The 21803-nt window shown below is 68.9% G+C and carries 21 protein-coding genes and 1 tRNA gene; 12 read left to right on the forward strand and 10 right to left on the reverse strand.

The window, feature by feature from the left end; translation table 11 throughout:
- Positions 1-15 precede the first annotated feature (15 nt).
- Positions 16-360: a hypothetical protein gene (locus MCHLDSM_RS28145; protein ID WP_048473121.1), complete on the forward strand. Its 345-nt coding sequence runs from the start codon at positions 16-18 to the stop codon at positions 358-360.
- On the opposite strand, the gene MCHLDSM_RS28150 is transcribed toward MCHLDSM_RS28145, so the two are convergent.
- Entirely contained in the window at positions 354-1031 is a 678-nt protein-coding gene (locus MCHLDSM_RS28150; RefSeq protein ID WP_048473122.1) for an alpha/beta fold hydrolase, read from the reverse strand. The two genes, MCHLDSM_RS28145 and MCHLDSM_RS28150, sit on opposite strands and share 7 nt — an antisense overlap.
- Before the next feature lie 86 nt (positions 1032-1117).
- Here MCHLDSM_RS28150 and MCHLDSM_RS28155 point away from each other — a divergent pair, with 86 nt between their 5' ends.
- The gene (locus MCHLDSM_RS28155) at positions 1118-1996 is read left to right on the forward strand and encodes a LysR family transcriptional regulator (RefSeq protein WP_048473123.1); all 879 of its coding nucleotides are present in this window, start codon (positions 1118-1120) and stop codon (positions 1994-1996) included.
- Here MCHLDSM_RS28155 and MCHLDSM_RS38630 read toward each other — a convergent pair.
- Entirely contained in the window at positions 1983-2567 is a 585-nt protein-coding gene (locus tag MCHLDSM_RS38630) for a TetR/AcrR family transcriptional regulator (RefSeq protein ID WP_053083115.1), read from the reverse strand. The two genes, MCHLDSM_RS28155 and MCHLDSM_RS38630, sit on opposite strands and share 14 nt — an antisense overlap.
- Before the next feature lie 2 nt (positions 2568-2569).
- Positions 2570-3370 (reverse strand): alpha/beta hydrolase, encoded by an 801-nt coding sequence (locus MCHLDSM_RS28165; RefSeq protein ID WP_048473124.1) that lies wholly within the window; start codon positions 3368-3370, stop codon positions 2570-2572.
- A gap of 123 nt (positions 3371-3493) precedes the next feature.
- On the opposite strand from MCHLDSM_RS28165, the gene polA reads away from it, so the two are divergent.
- Both polA and MCHLDSM_RS28175 read left to right on the forward strand, forming a co-directional pair.
- Positions 3494-6202, forward strand: a complete 2709-nt coding sequence (gene polA, locus MCHLDSM_RS28170) for a DNA polymerase I (RefSeq protein ID WP_048473137.1) — start codon at positions 3494-3496, stop codon at positions 6200-6202.
- Positions 6202-7008 (forward strand): acyl-CoA thioesterase, encoded by an 807-nt coding sequence (locus MCHLDSM_RS28175; RefSeq protein WP_048473125.1) that lies wholly within the window; start codon positions 6202-6204, stop codon positions 7006-7008. The genes polA and MCHLDSM_RS28175 overlap by 1 nt, the downstream gene beginning before the upstream one ends.
- Here the strand turns inward: MCHLDSM_RS28175 and MCHLDSM_RS28180 are convergent.
- Together MCHLDSM_RS28180 and MCHLDSM_RS28185 are read right to left on the reverse strand one after the other, a co-directional pair.
- Positions 7005-7646, reverse strand: a complete 642-nt coding sequence (locus MCHLDSM_RS28180; protein WP_048473126.1) for a trimeric intracellular cation channel family protein — start codon at positions 7644-7646, stop codon at positions 7005-7007. The genes MCHLDSM_RS28175 and MCHLDSM_RS28180 overlap by 4 nt on opposite strands.
- A 16-nt stretch (positions 7647-7662) precedes the next feature.
- Positions 7663-8772 carry a PrsW family intramembrane metalloprotease gene (locus MCHLDSM_RS28185; RefSeq protein WP_234714227.1) on the reverse strand — a complete coding sequence of 370 codons (1110 nt, stop codon included), beginning with the start codon at positions 8770-8772 and terminating at the stop codon, positions 7663-7665.
- Between the two features lie 175 nt (positions 8773-8947).
- Here MCHLDSM_RS28185 and rpsA point away from each other — a divergent pair, with 175 nt between their 5' ends.
- A complete protein-coding gene (gene rpsA, locus MCHLDSM_RS28190; RefSeq protein ID WP_043408891.1) occupies positions 8948-10393 on the forward strand; it encodes a 30S ribosomal protein S1 in 1446 nt (481 codons plus the stop codon).
- A 57-nt stretch (positions 10394-10450) separates the two neighbouring features.
- Here the strand turns inward: rpsA and MCHLDSM_RS28195 are convergent, their stop codons facing one another.
- Complete coding sequence (locus tag MCHLDSM_RS28195) at positions 10451-11671, reverse strand: RNA polymerase sigma factor (protein ID WP_048473127.1); 1221 nt, start codon at positions 11669-11671, stop codon at positions 10451-10453.
- Between the two features lie 5 nt (positions 11672-11676).
- Complete coding sequence (locus tag MCHLDSM_RS28200) at positions 11677-12375, reverse strand: YciI family protein (RefSeq protein ID WP_048473128.1); 699 nt, start codon at positions 12373-12375, stop codon at positions 11677-11679.
- 184 nt (positions 12376-12559) lie between these two features.
- On the opposite strand from MCHLDSM_RS28200, the gene MCHLDSM_RS28205 reads away from it, so the two are divergent.
- The 4 genes from MCHLDSM_RS28205 to coaE all read left to right on the forward strand — a co-directional run bounded on the left by MCHLDSM_RS28205 (position 12560) and on the right by coaE (position 15996).
- Entirely contained in the window at positions 12560-12871 is a 312-nt protein-coding gene (locus tag MCHLDSM_RS28205) for a hypothetical protein (RefSeq protein ID WP_048473129.1), read from the forward strand.
- Between the two features lie 61 nt (positions 12872-12932).
- Positions 12933-14315, forward strand: a complete 1383-nt coding sequence (locus tag MCHLDSM_RS37885; RefSeq protein WP_048473130.1) for an RNA polymerase sigma factor — start codon at positions 12933-12935, stop codon at positions 14313-14315.
- Between the two features lie 97 nt (positions 14316-14412).
- Positions 14413-14748 (forward strand): hypothetical protein, encoded by a 336-nt coding sequence (locus tag MCHLDSM_RS28215; RefSeq protein WP_048473131.1) that lies wholly within the window; start codon positions 14413-14415, stop codon positions 14746-14748.
- A gap of 30 nt (positions 14749-14778) precedes the next feature.
- Positions 14779-15996 carry a dephospho-CoA kinase gene (coaE, locus tag MCHLDSM_RS28220; RefSeq protein ID WP_048473139.1) on the forward strand — a complete coding sequence of 406 codons (1218 nt, stop codon included), beginning with the start codon at positions 14779-14781 and terminating at the stop codon, positions 15994-15996.
- Position 15997: 1 nt separating this feature from the next.
- Here the strand turns inward: coaE and MCHLDSM_RS28225 are convergent, their stop codons facing one another.
- Genes MCHLDSM_RS28225 through MCHLDSM_RS28235 form a run of 3 tightly spaced genes read right to left on the reverse strand, consistent with a single transcriptional unit; the run spans position 15998 to position 17874 of the window.
- Positions 15998-16765 (reverse strand): MerR family transcriptional regulator, encoded by a 768-nt coding sequence (locus MCHLDSM_RS28225; RefSeq protein ID WP_082169127.1) that lies wholly within the window; start codon positions 16763-16765, stop codon positions 15998-16000.
- 52 nt (positions 16766-16817) lie between these two features.
- Positions 16818-17357: an Rv2576c family protein gene (locus MCHLDSM_RS28230; RefSeq protein WP_048473132.1), complete on the reverse strand. Its 540-nt coding sequence runs from the start codon at positions 17355-17357 to the stop codon at positions 16818-16820.
- 10 nt (positions 17358-17367) lie between these two features.
- Entirely contained in the window at positions 17368-17874 is a 507-nt protein-coding gene (locus MCHLDSM_RS28235; protein WP_048473141.1) for a ribonuclease FAU-1 family protein, read from the reverse strand.
- Positions 17875-17946: 72 nt separating this feature from the next.
- Here MCHLDSM_RS28235 and uvrB point away from each other — a divergent pair, with 72 nt between their 5' ends.
- The 3 genes from uvrB (at position 17947) to MCHLDSM_RS28250 (ending at position 21701) form a co-directional block, all read left to right on the forward strand.
- Positions 17947-20109 carry an excinuclease ABC subunit UvrB gene (gene uvrB, locus MCHLDSM_RS28240; RefSeq protein ID WP_048473142.1) on the forward strand — a complete coding sequence of 721 codons (2163 nt, stop codon included), beginning with the start codon at positions 17947-17949 and terminating at the stop codon, positions 20107-20109.
- 39 nt (positions 20110-20148) lie between these two features.
- Positions 20149-21570, forward strand: a complete 1422-nt coding sequence (locus tag MCHLDSM_RS28245; protein ID WP_048473133.1) for an MFS transporter — start codon at positions 20149-20151, stop codon at positions 21568-21570.
- 60 nt (positions 21571-21630) lie between these two features.
- Positions 21631-21701: transfer RNA gene (locus tag MCHLDSM_RS28250), tRNA-Cys, on the forward strand.
- Positions 21702-21803: the final 102 nt, after the last annotated feature.

A 21803-nucleotide genomic window follows, 5' to 3' on the forward strand; every position in this document is an offset into this window, starting at 1 on the left:
CGATCGGAGACACCCATGGGACTGTTCAAGAAGGCCAAAGAGGCGGCGCAGCAGGGCATGGTGCACGTGCACGGCGCCGGGCCGGTCGATCCTGCCGTATCCGGCGGACCGTCGACGCGTTCAGTCGCTGCCGACGACCCGATCTGGGAGCCGATCAACGGGGTGTCGCTGCAGGACTACGCCAGCCTCGCCCGCGACGCGCAGGCCCGCGGAGTCACCGATGAGGCCGGCATGATCGCTCTCGCATCGGAGCGGGGCTGGAACCCCGCCGACACCAAAGCCGCTCTGGACGGCTGGGTGCAGCGGATGGGCGAGTCGATGGCGGTGGGTCAGCAGTTCCGGAGACTCCTCGGCTACTGAGGGCTGACCTCGAGCAGGATGCGCAGCAGATCCTCGGGCTTGTCCCGCATCAGGTTGTGCTTGCCGTCCAGTTCGTGGACCACCCAGGACGGGTCGTGCCGCACCCGCTCGTAGGAGGGGCGTAGCGGCGAGTCGCCCGGCCAGTCCAGCGCATAGACGAAGACGCGGCTGCGGAACCGGCTCAGTTCGCCGCGCAGGCGCAGTGGTTGCAGCACCGTCGCCAGGGGATGCGACGTGGCCCGGTCGTCGAAGAACGGCATCGGCGGGACGCCGAATCCGGTGTCGTCGACAGCGACGTACCACTGCCGCTCCTCGTCGTTGACCAGGTCCCAGCATGCGTCGCCGTCGCGGGGTACCAAGGCGTCGAGAAACACCAGCGAGTCGACCCGATCGGGGATTCGGTCGGCGGCTCCGGTGATCACCATGCCGCCGTAGCTGTGCCCGACGAGGATCAGGTGGTCGTCTGCGGCGGAGTCGTTGTCGATGGCGGCGAGGACATCGGCGATGTGGGTGTCGAGGTTGACTCCGCCGGGCAGCAGGTGCGCGCGTTCGGCGACGCCGGTGAGGGTGATCGCCAGCACACGGTGACCGGCGTCCCGCAGGGACGTTGACAGCTCGTCGAAACACCAAGCACCGTGGCACATTCCGGGCACGAGGATGTAGGTGGACATCGGGTCCTCCTTCCTCCTTAGAGGGTGCGCCGGCCGCCATCGATACGTCCAATACATGTTGATGCGCATGGCGATAAGCTGAAGTTATGGAGCTACGTCAGCTCGAGTATTTCGTCGCCGTCGTCGAGGAAGGCAGTTTCACCCGGGCCGCCCAGCGCGAGCGCGTCGCCCAGCCTGCGGTGAGTGCGCAGATCCAGCGCCTCGAGCGGCAGGTGGGCCAGCCTCTGCTGACGCGGTCGAGCCGCGAGGTCCGCCTCACCCAGGCCGGTGCCGCGATGCTGCCGCACGCGCGGGCCGCACTCGCCGCCGTCCGCGACGCCCGGCAGGCGGTCGACGAGGTGGCGAACCTGGTGCGGGGCACGGTGGCGATCGGCACGGTGACATTGCATCCGGTCGACGTGGCGCACCTGATGGCCGATTTTCACCGCGCCCATCCCGGCGTCGAGATCAGCCTGCGCACCGACAACTCCGACGTCCTGCTGGCCGAACTCGCCGACGGGAGACTCGACGCGGCCATCGTGTCCATCGCTGTCGACGAGGCGCCGGCGGATCTGGACTGTGCGGTGATCACCGACGAGAGCATCGAGCCCGCCGTCGCGTCGAGTCATCCGCTGCGCGCGCGGAAGACGTTGTCGCTCAGTCAGTTGTGTGAGCACCCGCTGATCTCGCTCCCGGTCGGGACGGGGCTGCGATCGCGGCTCGACGCGGCCTGCGCGGCGGCAGGGCTGCGGCCCCGTATCGCGTTCGAGGCCTCCAGCCCCGACGAACTCGCGCAGCTGGCGCGCCACGGGCTCGGTGTGGCGATACTGCCGCGATCGATGGCGCGCGGCACCGCCGGACTGCACTCGATGCGGCTCACCCCGCACCTGCGCGGCCGGCTGGTGTGGGCATGGCGCCGGGAGACGACCAGCCCGGCGGCGCGAGCGTTCTGCACGCTCGCGCGGCGGGCGATCAGCCCCGCGTAGCCTGCAGTCCGCGGATGAGGGCGTCGATCGTCTGATCGAAAGTCGCTGCGGCGTCGGGTGTCTGGAGAACGCCGGCGAGTTCGAGGGTGACGGCGCCGTGCTGGCCGTTCCACATGGCCTGTGCTGCGTGGACCGGGTCGAGCCCGCGGCGCAGGGTCAGGCCCCTGACCATCTCGACCAGGGTCTCGAACACCTCGCGCCCGCGTGTCGTCACGGGTGACGTGGGGTCGGCTGCCGGGGATCCGACGTCGAAGATCAACGTGTACCGGGCGGGGTGTGACAGGGCGTATCGGCGGTATCCGCGGCTGGCCCGGCGCAACCTGTCGGCGGGTCCATCGTCCGGTCCGACGTCGATGGCCGCGGCGAGATCGTCGAACGCCCGGATCGCGAGCGCGGCGAGCAGCCCGTCCTTGTTCGAGAACCTGTTGTAGACGCCCATCGGCGCGACGCCCGCTTGGCGGGCGACGGCTCGCACCGTGACGGCCGCGACGCCATCCCGATCGAGCACGATCTCGGCCGCGTCGAGCAACGCGGCCGAGACCTGTTCACTGGCGGTCCGATGTCGGGGCACCGTCAGGCCACCTCGACCACGCCCCGGCGCGCCAGCCAGGCCAACGTCTCGTCGGCGACGTCCCGCCAGCCGTGATCGATGGTCAGGGAGTGTCCGCGGCCGTCGAACTCGTGGAAGTCCGTCACGGCCTCGGAGTCCCGGTAGAGCCGGTGCGCGGCCTTCGTCGACACCAGCGGCACGGTGTGGTCGGCGGTGCCTCCGGTGATGAGCAGCGGTCCTCGGGTGGCGTTGGCGGTGTCGACGCGAGCCGGCGAATGCGGAGCGAAGTTGGCCGTCGCCGCCTCGAACAGCGGCTTGCCGGGCGAGGGGATCGACCACTGCTCCCACAGCGCATCGGATTCGGCGGAGCTCAGCGCATTGCCGAATCCGTAGCGCCACTGCGACGGCGTCAGCGCCGTGGCGCGCCCCCGGTTGAGCGGGTTGCCCAGCACCGGCAGGGCCGATCGGAGTTGGGTGAGCGGCAGCGGCTTCACCCCTTTGACGGGTGCGGGGTCGATGGCCACGGCGGCCGCGGCCTTGTTCTCGCCGAGCAGCTTCTGGGCGATCAGCCCGCCGAAGGAATGTCCGATCACCACGGGCGGCGTGTCGAACTGCTCGAGAACCCGCGCGTAGTGGGCGGTGAGCTCGTCGATGCCGAATCCGGCCTGGGCGGAGGCGTGGTGGCGGGTCTCCTCGACGGTGGGCAGTTCGCCCGGCCAGGCCGGGGCGATCGCGTGATGGCCGTGTTCGGCGAAGTAGGTGATCCAGGGCTCCCAGGAGGTGTGGGCGACCCAGAGTCCGTGGATGAAGACGATGTTCGTCATGGCGGTGCGCTCCTGATCCTTATAGAACAGTGTTACATAAGATCGACATGGGCTGTAACCGCCCGCCCCCTGCGTTCATTCCCGATGAATCGGGTGTCGGCCCCGGTGCTTAGAGTGAAGGCCGTGAGCCCAGCCAAGACCGCATCGGCGACCGACGAGAAGCCCACCTTGATGCTGCTGGACGGCAACTCCCTGGCGTTTCGCGCGTTCTACGCGCTGCCGGCCGAGAACTTCAAGACCCAGGGCGGGCTGACCACCAACGCGGTCTACGGATTCACCGCCATGCTCATCAACCTGCTACGTGACGAGCAGCCGAGTCACATCGCCGCGGCCTTCGACGTCTCGCGGCAGACCTTCCGGAAAGAGAAGTACCCGGAGTACAAGGAGGGCCGGTCGGCCACCCCCGACGAATTCCGCGGCCAGATCGACATCACCAAGGAGGTGCTCGGGGCGCTGGGCATCACGGTGCTGGCCGAGGTGGGCTTCGAGGCCGACGACATCATCGCCACCCTGGCCACGCAGGCCGAGAACGAGGGCTACCGGGTGCTGGTGGTCACCGGAGACCGGGACTCGCTGCAGCTGGTCAGCGACGACGTCACCGTGCTGTACCCGCGCAAGGGGGTCAGCGAACTGACCCGGTTCACCCCGGAGGCCGTGGTCGAGAAGTACGGGCTGACACCGTCGCAGTACCCCGACTTCGCGGCGCTGCGCGGCGACCCCAGTGACAACCTGCCGGGCATCCCGGGGGTGGGGGAGAAGACGGCCACCAAGTGGATCGCCGAGTACGGCTCGCTGCAGGCGCTGGTCGACAACGTGGACAAGGTGAAAGGCAAGGTCGGCGATGCGCTGCGCGCCCACCTGTCCAGCGTGGTGCTCAACCGGGAGCTCACCGACCTGGTCAAGGAGGTGCCGCTGGCCCAGACGCCGGACACGCTGCGGATGCAGCCGTGGAACCGGGACCAGATCCACCGGTTGTTCGACGACCTGGAGTTCCGGGTGCTGCGCGACCGGCTGTTCGACACCCTGGCCTCGGCCGATCCCGAGGTCGAGGAGGGCTTCGACGTCCGCGGTGAGGCGTTGCAGCCCGGGACGCTGGCGGGCTGGCTCGACGAGCACAGCGACGGGCGCCGCTCCGGGCTGGCCGTGGTTGGCAATCACCTCGCCTTCGACAGCGACACCACCGCGATCGCCATCGTCGCGCCCGACGGCGAGGGCCGTTACCTCGACACCACCACGCTGGACCCGGCCGACGAGGCCGCGCTGGTGTCGTGGCTCGCCGATCCCACCCAGCCCAAGGCGCTGCACGAGGCGAAGCTCGCGATGCACGACCTGGAAGGTCGGGGCTGGCCGGTGGCCGGCATCACCTCCGACACCGCGCTGGCCGCCTACCTGGTCCGGCCCGGTCAGCGCAGTTTCACCCTCGACGACCTGTCCCTGCGCTACCTGAAGCGGGAGCTGCGTGCGGACAACCCTGAGCAACAACAGCTTTCGCTGCTCGACGACTCCGACGGCGTGGACGACCAGGCCGTGCAGACGCTGCTGCTGCGTGCCAGCGCGGTGATGGACCTCGCCGACGCGCTCGACGAGGAGCTCGCCCGTATCGACTCCTCGGCGCTGCTGGGCAGCATGGAGCTGCCCGTCCAGCGGGTGCTGGCCGACCTCGAGACCGCCGGCATCGCCGTCGACCTGGACACCCTCACCGAACTGCAGGGCGAGTTCGCCGGTCAGATCCGCGACGCCGCCGAGGCCGCGTACGCGGTGATCGGCAAGCAGATCAATCTCGGCTCACCGAAGCAGCTGCAGGTGGTGCTCTTCGACGAGCTCGAGATGCCGAAGACCAAACGCACCAAGACCGGCTACACCACGGATGCCGACGCCGTGCAGAGCCTCTTCGAGAAGACCGGCCACCCGTTCCTGCAGCATCTGCTCGCCCATCGGGACGCCACCCGGCTGAAGGTCACCGTCGACGGGCTGCTCAACTCGATCGCCTCCGACGGCCGGATCCATACCACGTTCAACCAGACGATCGCCGCCACCGGGCGGCTGTCCTCGACGGAACCGAACCTGCAGAACATCCCGATCCGCACCGAAGCCGGACGACGGATCCGGGACGCATTCGTCGTCGGCGCCGGCTACGCGGAGCTGATGACCGCCGACTACAGCCAGATCGAGATGCGCATCATGGCGCACCTCTCGCAGGACGCAGGCCTGATCGAGGCGTTCAACACCGGCGAGGATCTGCACTCCTTCGTCGCGTCCCGGGCGTTCGACGTCCCGATCGACGAGGTGACGCCGGATCTGCGACGGCGGGTGAAGGCCATGTCCTACGGGCTGGCCTACGGGCTGAGTGCCTACGGGCTCGCGGCGCAGTTGAAGATCTCCACCGAAGAGGCCAAGGTCCAGATGGACCAGTACTTCGCGCGTTTCGGCGGGATCCGCGACTACCTGCGCGACGTCGTCGACCAGGCTCGCAAGGACGGCTACACCTCGACGGTGTTCGGACGCAGGCGCTACCTCCCCGAACTCGACAGCAGCAATCGCAACGTGCGCGAGGCTGCCGAGCGGGCCGCGCTGAACGCACCGATCCAGGGCAGCGCGGCCGACCTCATCAAGGTCGCGATGATCAATGTCGACGCCGCGATCAAAGAGGCGGGGTTGTCGTCGCGCATGTTGTTGCAGGTGCACGACGAACTCCTCTTCGAGGTCGTCGACGGCGAACGGGACGCCCTGGAGGTGCTGGTGCGTGAGCACATGGGCAACGCCTACCCGCTGAACGTGCCGCTCGAGGTGTCGGTGGGCTACGGCCGCAGCTGGGATGCGGCGGCGCACTGATGACGGGTCACTCCTTCGACGATGCGGTCGCGCTGCAGCACACCGCGCCCGGCCGGATGCGCGCCAAGACCAGCACCGACTGGGCGAACATGGTGGGGCCGTTCGGCGGCCTGACCGCGGCGCTCATGCTGCGCGCGGTGGAGGAGCAACCGGACCGGATCGGTGAGCCTCTGTCGTTGACCGTGAACTTCGCCGCGCCGATCACCGACGGCGACCTCGACATCACCGCGACCGCCGTGCGGACCAACCGCACCAACCAGCACTGGCTGGTCGAGCTGTCCCAGGACGGCGTCGTGACGACCACGGCGACAACGGTTTTCGGCATCCGCAGGGACACGTGGTCGGAGACCGAGGCCTCGCCGTGGCAGGTGCCCGCGCCCGAGGGGATCGCTCCGACGGGTCTGCACCCGACGATCGCGTGGGCGCGCAACTTCGAGATGCGCTTCGTCGAGGGTGCGGTCCCCGGCGCCGATGCTGAACCGTCGCCGTCGTCGGTGTCCACGCTGTGGGTGCGCGACGTGCACGGACGTGGTCTCGACTTCGCCTCGCTCACCGCGGTCAGCGACGTCTTCTACCCGCGGGTGTACCTGCGCCGCGGCGCGGTGTCCCCGGCGGGAACGATCTCGCTGACCACGTACTTCCACGCCGACAGCGGCGACCTCGCCGCGATCGGCGGGGACTTCGTGCTCGCCCGCGCGCACGCGAGTCGCTTCTCGCGCGGCTACTTCGATCAGTCCGCGCAGCTGTGGAGCCGGGCCGGCGAACTGCTGGTGTCCACCCATCAGATGGTCTATTTCAAGACCTAGGGGCCGGGGTGGGGCGGGTGCGCGCGCATGATCAGTTCGCGGGGCCCCGTCGGCAGTCGCCAGTGGAATGTGATCGCCGCGAGCCGCAGCAGCGTCGCGACCAGCGATCCGACCGCCACCCCGACCCACTGCGGGCCGTAATAGTCGATGACGACGTAGATGACCGACCCGAGCATGGCGGGCACGGCATACATGTCGTCGGGTCCCATCACCACGGGCACGTCGCGGGCCACGACGTCGCGGATGATCGTGCCGGCCAGCGCCGAGACCATGCCCAGCAGCGCGGCGGCGAACCAGCCGGCGCCGTGGTCGACGGCCAGCGCGGCGCCCGACGTGGCGAAGAAACCCATCCCGACGGCGTCGAGCATCGTCACCGGCTGGTGCAGTCGGATGACCGTCCGGGCGAACAGCGTCGCCAGGGCGGCGGCGGCCAGGCACACCGTGATGTCCTGCCAACGCTGCAGCGATTGCGGGGGATCGATGGCGAGCAGGACGTCGCGCAGGACGCCGCCGCCCACCCCTGTGACCACCGCCATCGCCGCGATGCCGAACAGGTCGAACCCCTTGCGGACACCGAGCACCGCCCCGGAGGCCGCGGCGGCGCCGATCCCGAGGTAGTTGAGGATGTGCTGGATCACGAGCCGAGTATGGCGGTCAGGATGTCCGGAAACCGGCCAGCTGGTACAGCGCGGGGGACGACGCTCGGCTGGCATACAGCGCGTAGGTCTCCTCGTGCAGCAGCGCAAGGACCCGCGGGTCACCGAAGCCGCGGTCGATCCGGTCGCGCACGAAGGCCAACTCGACCACCTGGTGCGAGAAGCGCTTCACCGCGGCGCCGGCGGGCTTGCCGCCGAACCGCGTCGCCTCGGCGATCGCGAGCTTTCGGGTCCGGATCGAGCCGAGCCAGGTCGCCTCGTTGGGGCTGACGACGCCGGCGGCCACCATGCCGGGCAGCGTCGCCGCGACGACGCGCTGCTCCCGACGGCGGCTCCGCACCGCGAGAGTGATCGCCAGCGCGAACACCGGCACCATCCAGAACGCGTACACCGCGAAGTACGCCCCGGCCCCGAACAGGGACGAGCCGTTCCACATGGCGTGCAGGAGGACCGCCCCGGCGTAGCCGAGCACGATCGCGCCCGCCTTGCCGGCGGCCGACCGCCGCTGCAGCGCGTACCAGACGCCGATCGCGGTCATCGTGGTGAACAGCGAGTGGGCGAACGGGGACATGATGAGCCGCAGGGCCGCGGTGAACAGCGAGTCGGCCACCGAATCCGCGTTGGCGATGTAGAGGATGTCCTCCAACCAGGCGAAACCGGCTCCGACCAGGCCGGCGTAGACCAGGCAGTCGGTCAGCGAGTTGAGCTCGTTGCGGCGCACTCCGGTCATCATCAGCAGCAGGAACGCGCCCTTGGCCGCCTCCTCGGTCAGCGGCGCTCCGACGACCAGGGTGAACGGGCTGATATCGCCGGAGCCGCCGGGGTTCACCCAGGCCTCGAGCACGATCTGCAGGATCGAGGAGATGACGACGGCGGCCGACGTCCCCCAGATGAACGCGAAGATCAGCAGGCGGGGCGGCTCGGGCTCCCACCGATCCAGCCACAGGTAACACAGCACGACGACGGTCATCGCGATGCTCGACAGCACGAACCCGATCGACGTGCCGACGGGGTTCACCGCCGTCAGTACGATGACGATGAGCCCGGCGAGCGTGCCCAACGCGATGAGCACGCCCAGAGGAGCGCCGACCCGGCGAACGCGTATCACGTCCAGCAGGGTAGCCGCTCGACGGGGCGGGTTTGTCCTGCGTGGACCCTGTCGAGTAGCCTTGTCAGGTACCTGTGTGCGCACCCGTGGGTGCTCACGATCGCAGGCACATCAAGAACACCAGATCTGTCCTTTTCTGTCCCTACGATTGAACCTGTCCGGAGCAACCCACCACATGCCAAGTCCCTCCGTCACGTCTCCGCAAGTAGCCCTCAACGACATCGGCTCCGCGGAGGATTTCCTCGCCGCCATCGACAAGACCATCAAGTACTTCAACGATGGCGACATCGTCGAAGGGACGATCGTCAAGGTCGACCGCGACGAAGTTCTGCTCGACATCGGTTACAAGACCGAAGGTGTCATTCCTTCCCGTGAGCTCTCCATCAAGCACGACGTCGACCCCAATGAGGTTGTGTCCGTCGGCGACGAGGTCGAAGCTCTGGTCCTCACCAAGGAGGACAAGGAAGGCCGTCTGATCCTGTCCAAGAAGCGCGCTCAGTACGAGCGTGCCTGGGGCACCATCGAGGAACTCAAAGAGAAGGACGAGGCCGTCAAGGGCACCGTCATCGAGGTCGTCAAGGGCGGCCTGATCCTCGACATCGGGCTGCGCGGCTTCCTGCCCGCGTCGCTGGTGGAGATGCGTCGTGTCCGCGATCTGCAGCCGTACATCGGCAAGGAGATCGAGGCCAAGATCATCGAGCTCGACAAGAACCGCAACAACGTGGTGCTTTCGCGCCGCGCGTGGCTGGAGCAGACCCAGTCCGAGGTGCGCAGCGAGTTCCTCAACCAGCTCACCAAGGGCGCGATCCGCAAGGGTGTCGTCTCCTCGATCGTCAACTTCGGCGCGTTCGTCGATCTCGGCGGCGTCGACGGTCTGGTGCACGTCTCCGAGCTGTCCTGGAAGCACATCGATCATCCGTCCGAGGTCGTTCAGGTCGGCGACGAGGTCACCGTCGAGGTGCTCGACGTCGACATGGACCGCGAGCGGGTCTCGCTGTCGCTCAAGGCGACTCAGGAAGATCCGTGGCGTCACTTCGCCCGCACCCACGCCATCGGCCAGATCGTGCCCGGCAAGGTCACCAAGCTGGTGCCGTTCGGTGCGTTCGTCCGCGTCGAGGAGGGCATCGAGGGCCTGGTGCACATCTCCGAGCTCTCCGAGCGCCACGTCGAGGTTCCCGACCAGGTGGTCCAGGTCGGCGACGACGCGATGGTCAAGGTCATCGACATCGACCTGGAGCGCCGCCGCATCTCGCTGAGCCTCAAGCAGGCCAACGAGGACTACAACAGCGAAGAGTTCGAGGCCTGGAAGTACGGCATGGCCGACAGCTACGACGACCAGGGCAACTACATCTTCCCCGAGGGCTTCGACGCCGAGACCAACGAGTGGCTCGAAGGCTTCGAGAAGCAGCGGGACGAGTGGGAAGCCCGGTACGCCGAGGCGGAGCGTCGCTACAAGATGCACACCGCGCAGATGGAGAAGTTCGCCGCTGCCGAGGCCGAAGAGGCCGCGCGTCCGGCGACGTCGAACGGTTCCTCGCGGTCCGAGGAATCGGCCGGCGGCTCGCTCGCCAGCGACGCGCAGCTCGCCGCGCTGCGCGAGAAGTTGGCAGGCAACGCCTAGTCAGTTCGTCACGATCGAAGGCCCCGACTCACCGAGTCGGGGCCTTCGTCGTTCCGGTCACCCTCCGCACTCGTCGATGCGGCGCTGCAGGAACCGACGGGCGGGTTCGGATCCGTTGCGTCCCAGTGCCTCTCGATACCACTGCACCGCCTCGGCGGGCCGGCCCGCCCGGCGCAGCAGATCCGCGCGGATGGTGGCGGGCAGGGCGGAGTGGACCAACCGCGCGTGGTCGGCCACCTGGTCGAGGGCGGCCAGTCCGGCGTCCGGTCCGTCCCGGAATCCGACGGCGAGCGCGCGGTTGACCCGCACCACCGGTGACTCGGTGATGGCCAGCAGACGATCGTAGGCGGCGCAGATCGTCGTCCAGTCGGTCTGCTCCCAGGACGGCGCGGTCGCGTGGACCGCGGCGATCACGGCCTGCGGCAGGTACGGGCCCGTCGAGCCGCCGGCGCGGCGGGCGTAGTCCAGCCCGCGGGCGATCTTGTGACGATCCCAGCGCCGCCGGTCCTGTTCCTCGAGCGGGATCAGCGCGCCCTGCGCATCGACGCGGGTGGCTCGGCGCGAATCGTGCAGCAGGACAAGCGCTGTCAACGCGGCGGCCTCGGTGTCCCCGGGCAGCAGCCCGCTCAGCTCACGGGCGAGGCGAACCCCTTCGTCGCAGAGTTCGTCCCGCACGGCCGAGGGCCCGGCAGTCGACCAGTACCCCTCGGTGAACACCGAGTAGACGCAGGCCAGGACATGCGGCGTCCGTGCGGGCAACATGTCCGCCGGTGGCACGCGCAGCGGGATGTTCGCATGGCGGATCTTGGCCTTCGCGCGGGTGATCCGGGCACCGACGGCGGAGTCGCTCTGCAGCAGCGCCCGCGCGATCTCCGGGACCGTCAGACCCGAGACGAGCCGCAGGGTCAGCGCGAACTGAGAAGGCCGATCCAGGGCCGGATGCGCGCAGGTGAACATCATCCGTAGTTCATCGTCGCGGATGCGGTGCGGTGCCTCGGACCGATCGGTACGGGCAATGATGTCGTCGACCACCGCGGCCAATTCCTTTCCCGGACGGATCGATTCGCGCCGCAGACGGTCGCGGGCCCGATTCCGTGCCGTGGTGATGAGCCAGGCTCCGGGCGCGTCGGGCATCCCGTCCCGGGGCCACGCGCGCAGGGCGTCGGCGCAGGCTTCCTGGACGGCGTCCTCGGCGACGGTCAGGTCGCCGCACCACCGCGCGACCGCGGCCACCGCGCCGCCCCATTCGCGCCGGAAGACGCCGTCCAGGGGCTGCATCGTGGCTAGAGCCCGGACACACCCGCGAGGCGGCGCACCTGCACCGCGGCCGCCGGGATCATCCCGGCGATCTTCGCTGCTTCCTCCCGGTCGCCGGCCCGCAGCAGGTAGAAGCCGCTCGCCACTTCGGCGCCCTCGGCGAACGGTCCGTCGGTCAGCAGCACCTCGGATCCGCGCACCCGCACCGTCGTCGCGGTCGCCGGGAGGTGCAGAGGCGCTCCGCCCAGCACGTGCTCACCCGCCGCGGCGTAGAAGTCGACGTGACGGCGCGCGCCGTCCTCCCACTCCGGGGTGCCCGGCTCGGCCAGCTGGTCGGCGGGATGCAGCAGCAGCGCGAGCCAGTCGTTGCCGGTGGTCGGCTGGTCCGGGGCGCTCCAATGCACCATCGGCCACACCTCCACGGCGCCGTAGGAGGCTGCGGGGATCTGCCGAGCGAGCTCCAGCGCCTCGTCGAGGTTCTCGGCCTCGAACACGTAGAAGCCGCCGGCCACCTCGGCGCCCTCGGCGAAGGGACCGTCGGTGATCACCGGGCGGTCCGGGCCGCCGTCGATGCGCACCGCCTCGGCCACCGGCGCCAACGCGTCACCGGCCCGGATGGCCTCGGCGGCCCGCGCATGGAAGTCGGTGTAGGCCTGCATCTCCGCCTGGAGATCCGCCTGGTTGAGTTCGCGCTCCGGTGTCTGCAGCACTGCGAAGTAATACATCGTGATGTCCTCCGGGTCGGGAGTGGAACCCTGTTGTCCACTCTCTACCTGACCGACGAACGGCGCCGACCGAATCCGACAGCCCACGCGCAGAGTCTTCGAAAAAAACTGTCCGGTACGCCGCGGTGTCGGCTCTTAACGGTGACGACGACCAACCTGGTCGCCACAGCTGAAGGAGTACGAGATGAAGACCACGAGACGCATCCTGACCGCATCGGTGTTGGTGCTGGCTCTGCCGTGGATCACGATCGCCGCCGCGGAGGCGAGACCGACGGTCGACCTGACCCAGTTCGAAAGGTGCATGAGCGCACCGAGCATCAAAGATTCCGACGGTGTGCGTGAGTCGTCGTATGCGAAGCGACAACGATGCTGCGCGTCAGCCGGCGGGATCCTCGTGATCAGCACGCAGGGGCCGCCCAACTGCGTGCAGCCCGGCGCGGAGGGGCCGAGAGCGGTCATCGACATACCGTCGGTCGGCGTGCTGACGCCGGCGTGAGGGAACCAGGCATGGCCGGTGGTCGGCGAAGCTAGGATGACGGGGTCAACGGGGGCAGTTCATGACCTTCCCACCAGATGCCGATCCCACCGACGCCGAGCTCGCCCTGGCGGCTGCGGCAGGAGACCCCCACGCGCTGGCGGCGATCTACGACCGCTACGCCGATCGGCTCCACGACTTCTGCATCGGGATGCTCAGGGACCGAGACGCGGCGGCCGACTGTGTCCAGGACACGTTCTGCACGGCGGCAGCGCGCCTGGCGCAGTTGCGCGAACCCGACAAACTCCGCAGCTGGCTCTACGCCGTCGCACGCAACGAGGCGTTGCGCCGGATCCGCGCGCGTCGCCGGGAACGATCCGTCGATGCGGTGCCTGAGGTGGCTTCCAGCGAGGCAGGACCCGAGGTCCTGGCTGCCCGCTCCGCGTTGGCCGATCTGGTCACCGAGGCTGCCGGCGGGTTGTCCGACCGCGACCGCGTTGTCCTGGAGTTGAGCTACTACCACGGCCTGGACGGTCCCGAACTGGCCGAGGCCCTGGAGGCCAGCCCGGCCGCGGCCACGAAAATGGTGCAGCGGCTGCGCGACACCGTCGAACGGTCACTCGGCGCCCTGCTCGTGGCAGGGAATGCCGGTCGTGGGCCGAACGCGTGTGCCGGCCTGGCGGCAGTGCTCGACGGGTGGGACGGGCGTTTCACCGTCCTGATGCGCAAGCGCGTCGCCCGGCATATCGAGGCATGCGGGCAGTGCGACGACGAACGCCGTCGTCGAGTCAGTCCCCAGGCTCTCCTCGGCGCCACCCCGGTGTTTGTCCCCGCGCCGCCTGAGTTGCGGGAGCGCACTTTGAGTGCTATTCAATTGACCTCTGCTGCAACAGAACTCACTCATTCACGATCGAACACCGCTCGGCTGCTGGCCGTGGTGGGTGCGGCGATGCTGGCTTTGAGTGTGATCGTCTTCGTCGCTGTCGGCCGCGCACCGCAGACGACGCCGGTGAGTCCGGTCGACATGGAGGCGACCACGACGAAGGCGGGCCGCCCGCCCGCCGGCTTTGTGCCGCCGCCGGCCACCACCGGCCCGGCCGTCGCACCCCGGATCGCCGAGCCGGTCACCTCGGTGCCGACGATGACCGCGCCCGCCAGTCCCGAGCGCCCCGCCGGCACGGATCCGGCCACCGCGACAGTGCGCCAACCGCGCCCGACGGACGATCCCGACCCGACCTCGCCGGTGACCACAGCAGCGCAGGACTCCGCGGTGCCGACGACGCCCCGGACGACGGCGCCGAAGACGACACAGCCTAGGGAGACAGCACCCGAAACCACGGCGGCGGACACCACGCCGATGACGACGCCCCCGCGAACCGCGCCGGCGCGGACCGTGCCGCCGGGACCGCTCCAGACCTTCACCCCTGACGAGCCTGTCGTCACCACGGTGCCGCCCATCGGCTGACCACCGGCGCCGACAAAAGTGTCCGGATTTCTGCCGCTCGTGCTCCTACCCATGACGGCGGCCCGCCGGGCCGCCGACGAGACGACAGGAGTACGACATGTCCCACTTCATCGAGCGCGCAACGACATCGGCGCTGATCGCGGTCGCCGCCGGAACGGCGGCTCTGGGAATCGCCCTCGGGTCCGCGACCGTCGCCGACGCGAAGCCCTTCACGCAGGACCCCGACAGCCTCAAGATGATGTGCGACCGCTACGGCGGCAGCTACATCGGGAAGACGAAAGGCTCGGGGGCGTGGTGCGCCTGGAAGGACGGCTCCGTCACGGTTTGCGACAAGAACGACTCCTGCACCATCGTCGAACCCGCCAAGGCGGTGCGGCAGGACCCAGGGTGGACGGTGCAGCAGCCCGGCGGGGTGCTGGTGCCGGTCGGCTGAACCCGCGGCACGTGCTGACAGACTGTGGGCGTGCTGCGAATCGGATTGACCGGAGGAATCGGGGCGGGCAAGTCCACGGTGTCGGCCACGTTCAGCGAGCTCGGCGGCGTCGTCGTCGACGGTGATGTCATCGCCCGCGAGGTCGTGGAACCGGGCACCCCGGGGCTGAAGAGTCTGGTGGAGGCGTTCGGGGAAGAGATCCTGCAGCCCGACGGGGCCTTGAACCGGCCCGCGCTGGCGGCGATCGCGTTCAGCGACGACGAGAAGCGCGCCACCTTGAACGGCATCGTGCATCCGCTTGTGGCGCAACGCCGTTCGGAGTTGATCGCGGCCGCGGCCGAGGACGCCGTCATCGTCGAGGACATCCCGCTGCTGGTGGAGTCACAGATGGCGCCGATGTTCCCGCTCGTCATCGTGGTGCACGCCGACGCCGACCTGCGGGTCAAGCGGTTGATCGAGTACCGGGGGTTCAGCGAGGAGGACGCCCGCGCGCGCATCGCGGCCCAGGCCACCGAGGAGCAGCGCCGCGCGGTCGCCGACGTGTGGCTCGACAACGCCGGGAGTGCCGAGGAACTCGTCGCGGCCGCCCGAGCGCTCTGGCACGACCGCATCGAGCCGTTCGCGGCCAACATCGCGGCGCGCCGCCCCGCGCAGGCCCCGCCGCAACTGGTGCCGCCCGACCCGCAGTGGCCGGCCCAAGCCCAGCGGATCGTGGCCCGGCTGCGAACCGCGTGCGGACACCGAGCGGTCCGCGTCGATCACATCGGGTCGACCGCTGTCGCGGGCATGGCCGCCAAGGACGTCATCAACGTGCAGGTCACCGTCGACGCTCTCGGCACGGCCGAGGAGATCGCCGAGGCGATGCTCGGAGCCGGCTACGTCGCGACACCGATCACCGAAGACGCCGCCAAACCCGATGCGCGCAGCACCGTGGCCGATTTCGACCACGTCGACGATCCCGCGCTGTGGCGCAAGCGGCTCTACCGTTCCGCCGACCCCGGGCGCCCCACCAACGTCCACGTGCGGGTGCAGGGCTGGCCCGGGCAGCAGTTCGCGCTGCTGTTCGTCGACTGGCTCCGGGCCGACCCCGGTGAGCAGGCCGCCTACCTGGATCTCAAGCACCGCGTCGCCGCGCGGGGGCACGCCACCATGGGCGACTACGCCGAGGACAAGGAGCCGTGGTTCTCCGACGCCTACCGGAGGGCGTGGCAATGGGCCGACGCCACCGGCTGGCGACCCGGAGACTGAGTCACTGACCCGCCCGGTCGGCGTTCGCGTGGATCGCGTCGCGGCAGTAGGCCGCGAGACCGGGAAGCCCAAATGACTCGTCGTATGTCTCCACATATCTGGGGTCGCTCACGTACATGTCGCCCAGATTGCGGTGGAAGGCCGGCGGGCAGTCGTAGAACCAGCGATTCACGTGGAGCCGGTGCTGCTCTGCAGCGTTCATCGCCTCGTCGGAGTCGGCGGGGAGGCCCGCGCGGAACGCGTCGGACAGGGCTTTCTCAACGGCTTCTCCCTCGGCCTTGATCTGAACCCACTCGTCCTTTCCGTAGGACTTCGTCCGGCGCTGCGATTCCTTCCACTCCGCGGTCTCGCCCCACTTCTGCTCGGCCTCCGCTTGGTAGTCGTCGAAGCCGTCACCGAAGAGTTCGCGCATGTCGTCGTCGGTCATGGGCGTGTTCGTCATTGCTTTCTCCAATGCCTGATCGATTGCCTCGACGAGGTCCTTCATCTCGTCGAGCCGGGACATGACGCGTTCGCGCTGTCGAACCAGGTGGCTGATCTCGTTGCCCTCGTCCAAGAGGCTTGCGATCTCGTCGAGAGGCAACTCGAGCCGGCGGTACACGATGATATGGGACAACCGCGTCAGATCGGCCGACGTGTACACCCGGTAGCCCGAGGCGCTACGCCTACTCGGAATCAACAACCCGATGTCGTCGTAGTGGTGAAGCGTCCGGACCGTGATGCCGAATCGCTCCGCGACTTCACCGACGGTGAGTTCGCCCACCTGCATCTCCCGCGTCACGTCGATCAGGTTGGTACCTCACGCCGCGTGAGGGTCAAGCTCAGGTCGCGGGAGCCTCGGCCTGCACGGCTTCCGCGGTGGGCGCCGAGCCGTCCGTCCCGGGTACCGGGATGTCGAGCGGGGCGCCGCACTGCAGGGTGCCGTACAGCGGATCGTCCTTGACGCGGAAGAACCTGGGCGCGATGAACTGATCGGCCTGCGCCACGATCTGGTCGTCGACCAGGATCTCGCAGTGCAGGTTGGACCCGTACGGCCACTGGATCGAGATCTGCATGCCGGCCAGCTTGGGGTCGGTCAGCACGGTGTTCACCTCGAACGTCTGACCCGGCAGCATCGTCGGCTGGGCGCTGTTGACGTTCTGGTCGTCCTGTTTGTACGCGACCACCGCACCGCGGGAGGTGCCGTCGGCGCGGGCGCGGTACAGGACGTTGTGCTGGACGGGCGGGGCCGGGGTCTCGACCACCGGAGGCGGCTCCGGATCCGCGGCCGCGGTGGTCATCGGCGACACGGATCCACTGGCCAGCATGACCGCGGCGGCGCCGACCGCCCACACACCTCGCGTCCGTCTGCTCGAACTCACACCGCGGAGTCTATGCTGCGCGCCACGTCAGGGTGATCCCGATGGTGTTCAGCCAGCTGTCGAGGTGGTAGCCGTGGCGGGCCAGCGCCTCGACGGTCGTCACCGCGGTCCGGATGGCGCGGTCGGCGTCGTCGGGGCTGAGCAGGCCGTCGCGGACGGCCAGCACGAGCTCGTCGACGTCGGCCACCGTCACCTGACGGCCGGTGCGCAGCACCAGATCGAGGTAGTGATCCTCGCTGTGCCAGACGCGCGGCCCGGCGGTGTAGACGCCCACGTCGAGGTAGAAGTCCTGGTCGCGCTCGTAGCCGGGGTTGAAGTGGAAGACCGTCACCCGCAGGTTCAGCGCGGGCAGCAACCACGATTCGAGGTAGTGGAACTGCGCCCGGCCCGGAGCCGGCCGGGCCAGGTAGAGGCCCCACGGCTCGACGGTGTAGACGTCGACGTCCCGCACGACACCCTTCGGGTCGGTGTTGGTGCGGGTCGCCAGATCGAAGGTCTCGCGCTTGGGAGGGTGGATGCCGACCAGGATAAACACCGTCGGGTGCCCGCGGAACAGAAGATGTCGGTGCCGGGTTCTACCCTGGTGAACATGGCTTTCGCGACTGAACATCCCGTACTCGCGCATTCCGAGTACCGCCCCGTGGATCAGGTCGTGCGCGCCGGTGCCCGCTTCGAGGTCGTCAGCGAGTATCAGCCGGCCGGCGATCAGCCTGCCGCCATCGAGGAGCTGGAGCGCCGGATCCGGGCAGGGGAGCGCGATGTGGTGCTGCTCGGCGCCACCGGTACCGGTAAATCGGCGACCACGGCGTGGCTGATCGAGCGGCTGCAGCGGCCCACGCTGGTGATGGCGCCGAACAAGACGCTCGCTGCGCAGCTGGCCAACGAGCTGCGAGAGATGTTGCCGCACAACTCGGTTGAGTACTTCGTCTCGTACTACGACTACTACCAGCCCGAGGCGTACATCGCCCAGACCGACACCTACATCGAGAAGGACAGCTCGATCAACGACGACGTCGAGCGGCTGCGGCACTCCGCGACGTCCAGCCTGCTGTCCCGCCGCGACGTCGTGGTGGTGGCCTCGGTGTCCTGCATCTACGGCCTGGGCACCCCGCAGTCCTACATGGACCGCTCCGTCGAGCTGAAGGTCGGCGACGAGGTGCCGCGGGACGCGCTGCTCCGGCTGCTGGTCGACGTGCAGTACACCCGCAACGACATGTCGTTCACCCGCGGCACGTTCCGGGTGCGCGGCGACACCGTCGAGATCATCCCGTCCTACGAAGAGCTGGCGGTCCGCATCGAGTTCTTCGGCGACGAGGTCGAGGCGCTGTACTACATGCACCCCCTGACGGGCGACGTCATCCGCCAGGTCGACTCGCTGCGGGTTTTTCCCGCGACGCACTACGTGGCTGGACCGGAACGGATGGCGCACGCGATCTCCACCATCGAGGCCGAACTCGAAGACCGCCTCAAGGAGCTGGAAGGGCAGGGCAAGCTGCTCGAGGCCCAGCGGCTGCGGATGCGCACCAACTACGACGTCGAGATGATGCGCCAGGTCGGGTTCTGCTCCGGCATCGAGAACTACTCGCGGCACATCGACGGCCGCCCCGCCGGGTCGGCGCCCGCCACGCTGCTGGACTACTTCCCGGAGGACTTCCTGCTCGTCATCGACGAGTCGCACGTGACGGTGCCGCAGATCGGCGGCATGTACGAGGGCGACATGTCGCGTAAGCGCAACCTCGTCGAGTTCGGGTTCCGGTTGCCGTCGGCCGTCGACAACCGGCCGCTGACGTGGGAGGAGTTCGCCGACCGGATCGGGCAGACGGTGTACCTGTCGGCGACGCCGGGCCCGTACGAGCTCAGCCAGACCGGCGGGGAGTTCGTCGAGCAGGTCATCCGGCCCACCGGTCTGGTCGATCCGCAGGTCATCGTCAAGCCGACCAAGGGGCAGATCGACGACCTGATCGGGGAGATCCGCAAGCGCACCGAGCGCGACGAGCGGGTGCTCGTCACCACGCTGACCAAGAAGATGGCCGAGGACCTCACGGACTATCTGCTCGAGATGGGCATCCGGGTGCGGTATCTGCACTCCGAGGTCGACACGCTGCGCCGTGTCGAACTGCTGCGGCAGCTGCGGCTGGGGGAGTACGACGTGCTCATCGGCATCAACCTGCTGCGGGAGGGCCTCGATCTGCCCGAGGTGTCGCTGGTCGCGATCCTGGACGCCGACAAGGAGGGCTTCCTGCGCTCGCCGCGGAGCCTGATCCAGACCATCGGTCGCGCGGCACGCAACGTCTCCGGCGAGGTCCACATGTACGCGGACACGATGACGGACTCGATGAAGCAGGCCATCGACGAGACCGAGCGACGCCGCGCCAAACAGATCGCCTACAACGAAGAGCACGGGATCGATCCGCAGCCGTTGCGCAAGAAGATCGCCGACATCCTCGATCAGGTGTACCGGGAAGCCGACGACACCGATGCCGCGGTCGAGGTGGGCGGTTCGGGCCGCAACGCGTCCCGGGGCCGACGCGCGCCCGGCGAACCGGGTCGGGCGGTCAGCGCCGGTGTGTTCGAGGGCCGCGACACCCGCAACATGCCGCGCGCGGAGCTGGCCGATCTGATCAAGGACATGACCGCGCAGATGATGGCCGCCGCACGGGATCTGCAGTTCGAGCTGGCCGCCCGGATCCGCGACGAGATCTCCGATTTGAAGAAGGAACTCCGTGGCATGGACGCGGCCGGCCTCAAATGAGTTGATCTCAACCGCCGTTGAGGTCCTACGGTCGACGGCGTGACTGATACCGAGGCGCCCGCCGGCCATCCCGCGGGATCGTGGCGTGACCTGCTGGGCCCGCGACATCTCGGCGCCTCCACGGTGCTCGCGGGCGGCGTCGCGCTGTACGCGACCAACGAGTTCCTGACCATCAGTCTGATGCCCAGCGCCGTCGCCGAGATCGGTGGGCAACGCTTCTACGCCTGGGTGACCACGGTGTACCTGGTCGGGTCGGTGATGGCGGCCACCACGGTGCACGCGGTGCTGATGCGGTGGGGGCCCCGGTGGTCCTACCTCCTCGGGCTGACGCTGTTCGGTGCGGGCAGCCTCGGCTGTGCGATGGCGCCGAGTATGGAGTTCCTGCTCGCCGGCCGGACGGTGCAGGGCGCGGCCGGCGGACTGCTGGCCGGGCTCGGGTACGCCGTCATCAACACCGCGCTGCCGAGCGCGCTGTGGACCAAGGCGTCGGCACTGGTGTCGGCGATGTGGGGCGTCGGGACGCTGGTGGGCCCGGCCGCCGGTGGGCTGTTCGCCCAATACGGTTCGTGGCGTTGGGCTTTCGGTGTGCTCGTGGTGATGACGGCCGCGATGTCGGTGCTGGTGCCGCTCGCGCTGCCTGGCACCCGCGACGCGACGGTGCCGCCGAGCCGCGTCCGCATCCCCGTGTGGTCGTTGCTCCTACTCGGCGCGGCCGCGCTGCTGGTCAGCGCGGCGGGCGTTCCGCACGACACGCGCGCCACCGCGGGACTGGTCGTCGCGGGCTTCGGTCTGGTCGCGGTGTTCCTGGTGGTCGACCGCCGCGCAGGCGCGTCGGTCCTGCCACCCAGCGCATTCCGCGCCGGCCCGCTGAAGTGGATCTATCTGACGTTGGGCGTGCTGATGGCCGCGACGATGGTCGACATGTACGTGCCGCTGTTCGCGCAGCGGCTCGCGCACCTCGCCCCGGTGGCCGCGGGCTTTCTCGGCGCGGGGCTGGCCGTCGGCTGGACTGTCGGCGAGATCAGCAGCGCCTCGCTGAGCCGGCAAGCGGTGATCGTGCGCACGGTGGCCGTGGCGCCACTGGTGATGGCTCTGGGGTTGACGATCGGTGCGCTGACCCAACGCCAGGACGCTTCCGAGTGGTTCGTCGCGGCGTGGGCTACGGGACTCGTCATCACCGGGTCCGGGGTCGGCATCGCGTGGCCGCATCTGTCGGCGTGGGCGATGAGCAAGGTGGACGACCCCGCGGAGGGGCCTGCGGCGGCCGCGGCCATCAACACCGTCCAGGTGATCTGCGGAGCGTTCGGCGCCGCCCTGGCCGGTGTCGTGGTCAACGTCTCCGATCGCGGCGATGCGACGGCGTCGCGGTGGCTGTTCGCCGTGTTCGCGGTGCTCGCCGCGTCGGCCGCGGTCGCGTCGATCCGAAGCGGCCGCCCCGCGCGGCGGATCGACACCGACTAACGCTCAGCAGGATTGCAACGGTGTTCTGCGGGCGAGGCTACTGGCACCGTGGACGTCAGTGCGGGTGTGGCTGAGTGGCTAGGCACCGGCCTGCAAAGCCGTTTACACGGGTTCGAATCCCGTCACTCGCTCGTTTGTGATGTTGCAAGACATCCGAATAGCTCTGAACCCTCGTTGGGGTTCAGGGCTTTTTTCGTGGGCGGCCGCAGGGGACGCCGCGGGGTTGGTAGTCC

It is taken from the genome of Mycolicibacterium chlorophenolicum (genome assembly GCF_001044235.1).
GTDB classification, from domain to species: Bacteria; Actinomycetota; Actinomycetes; order Mycobacteriales; family Mycobacteriaceae; genus Mycobacterium; species Mycobacterium chlorophenolicum.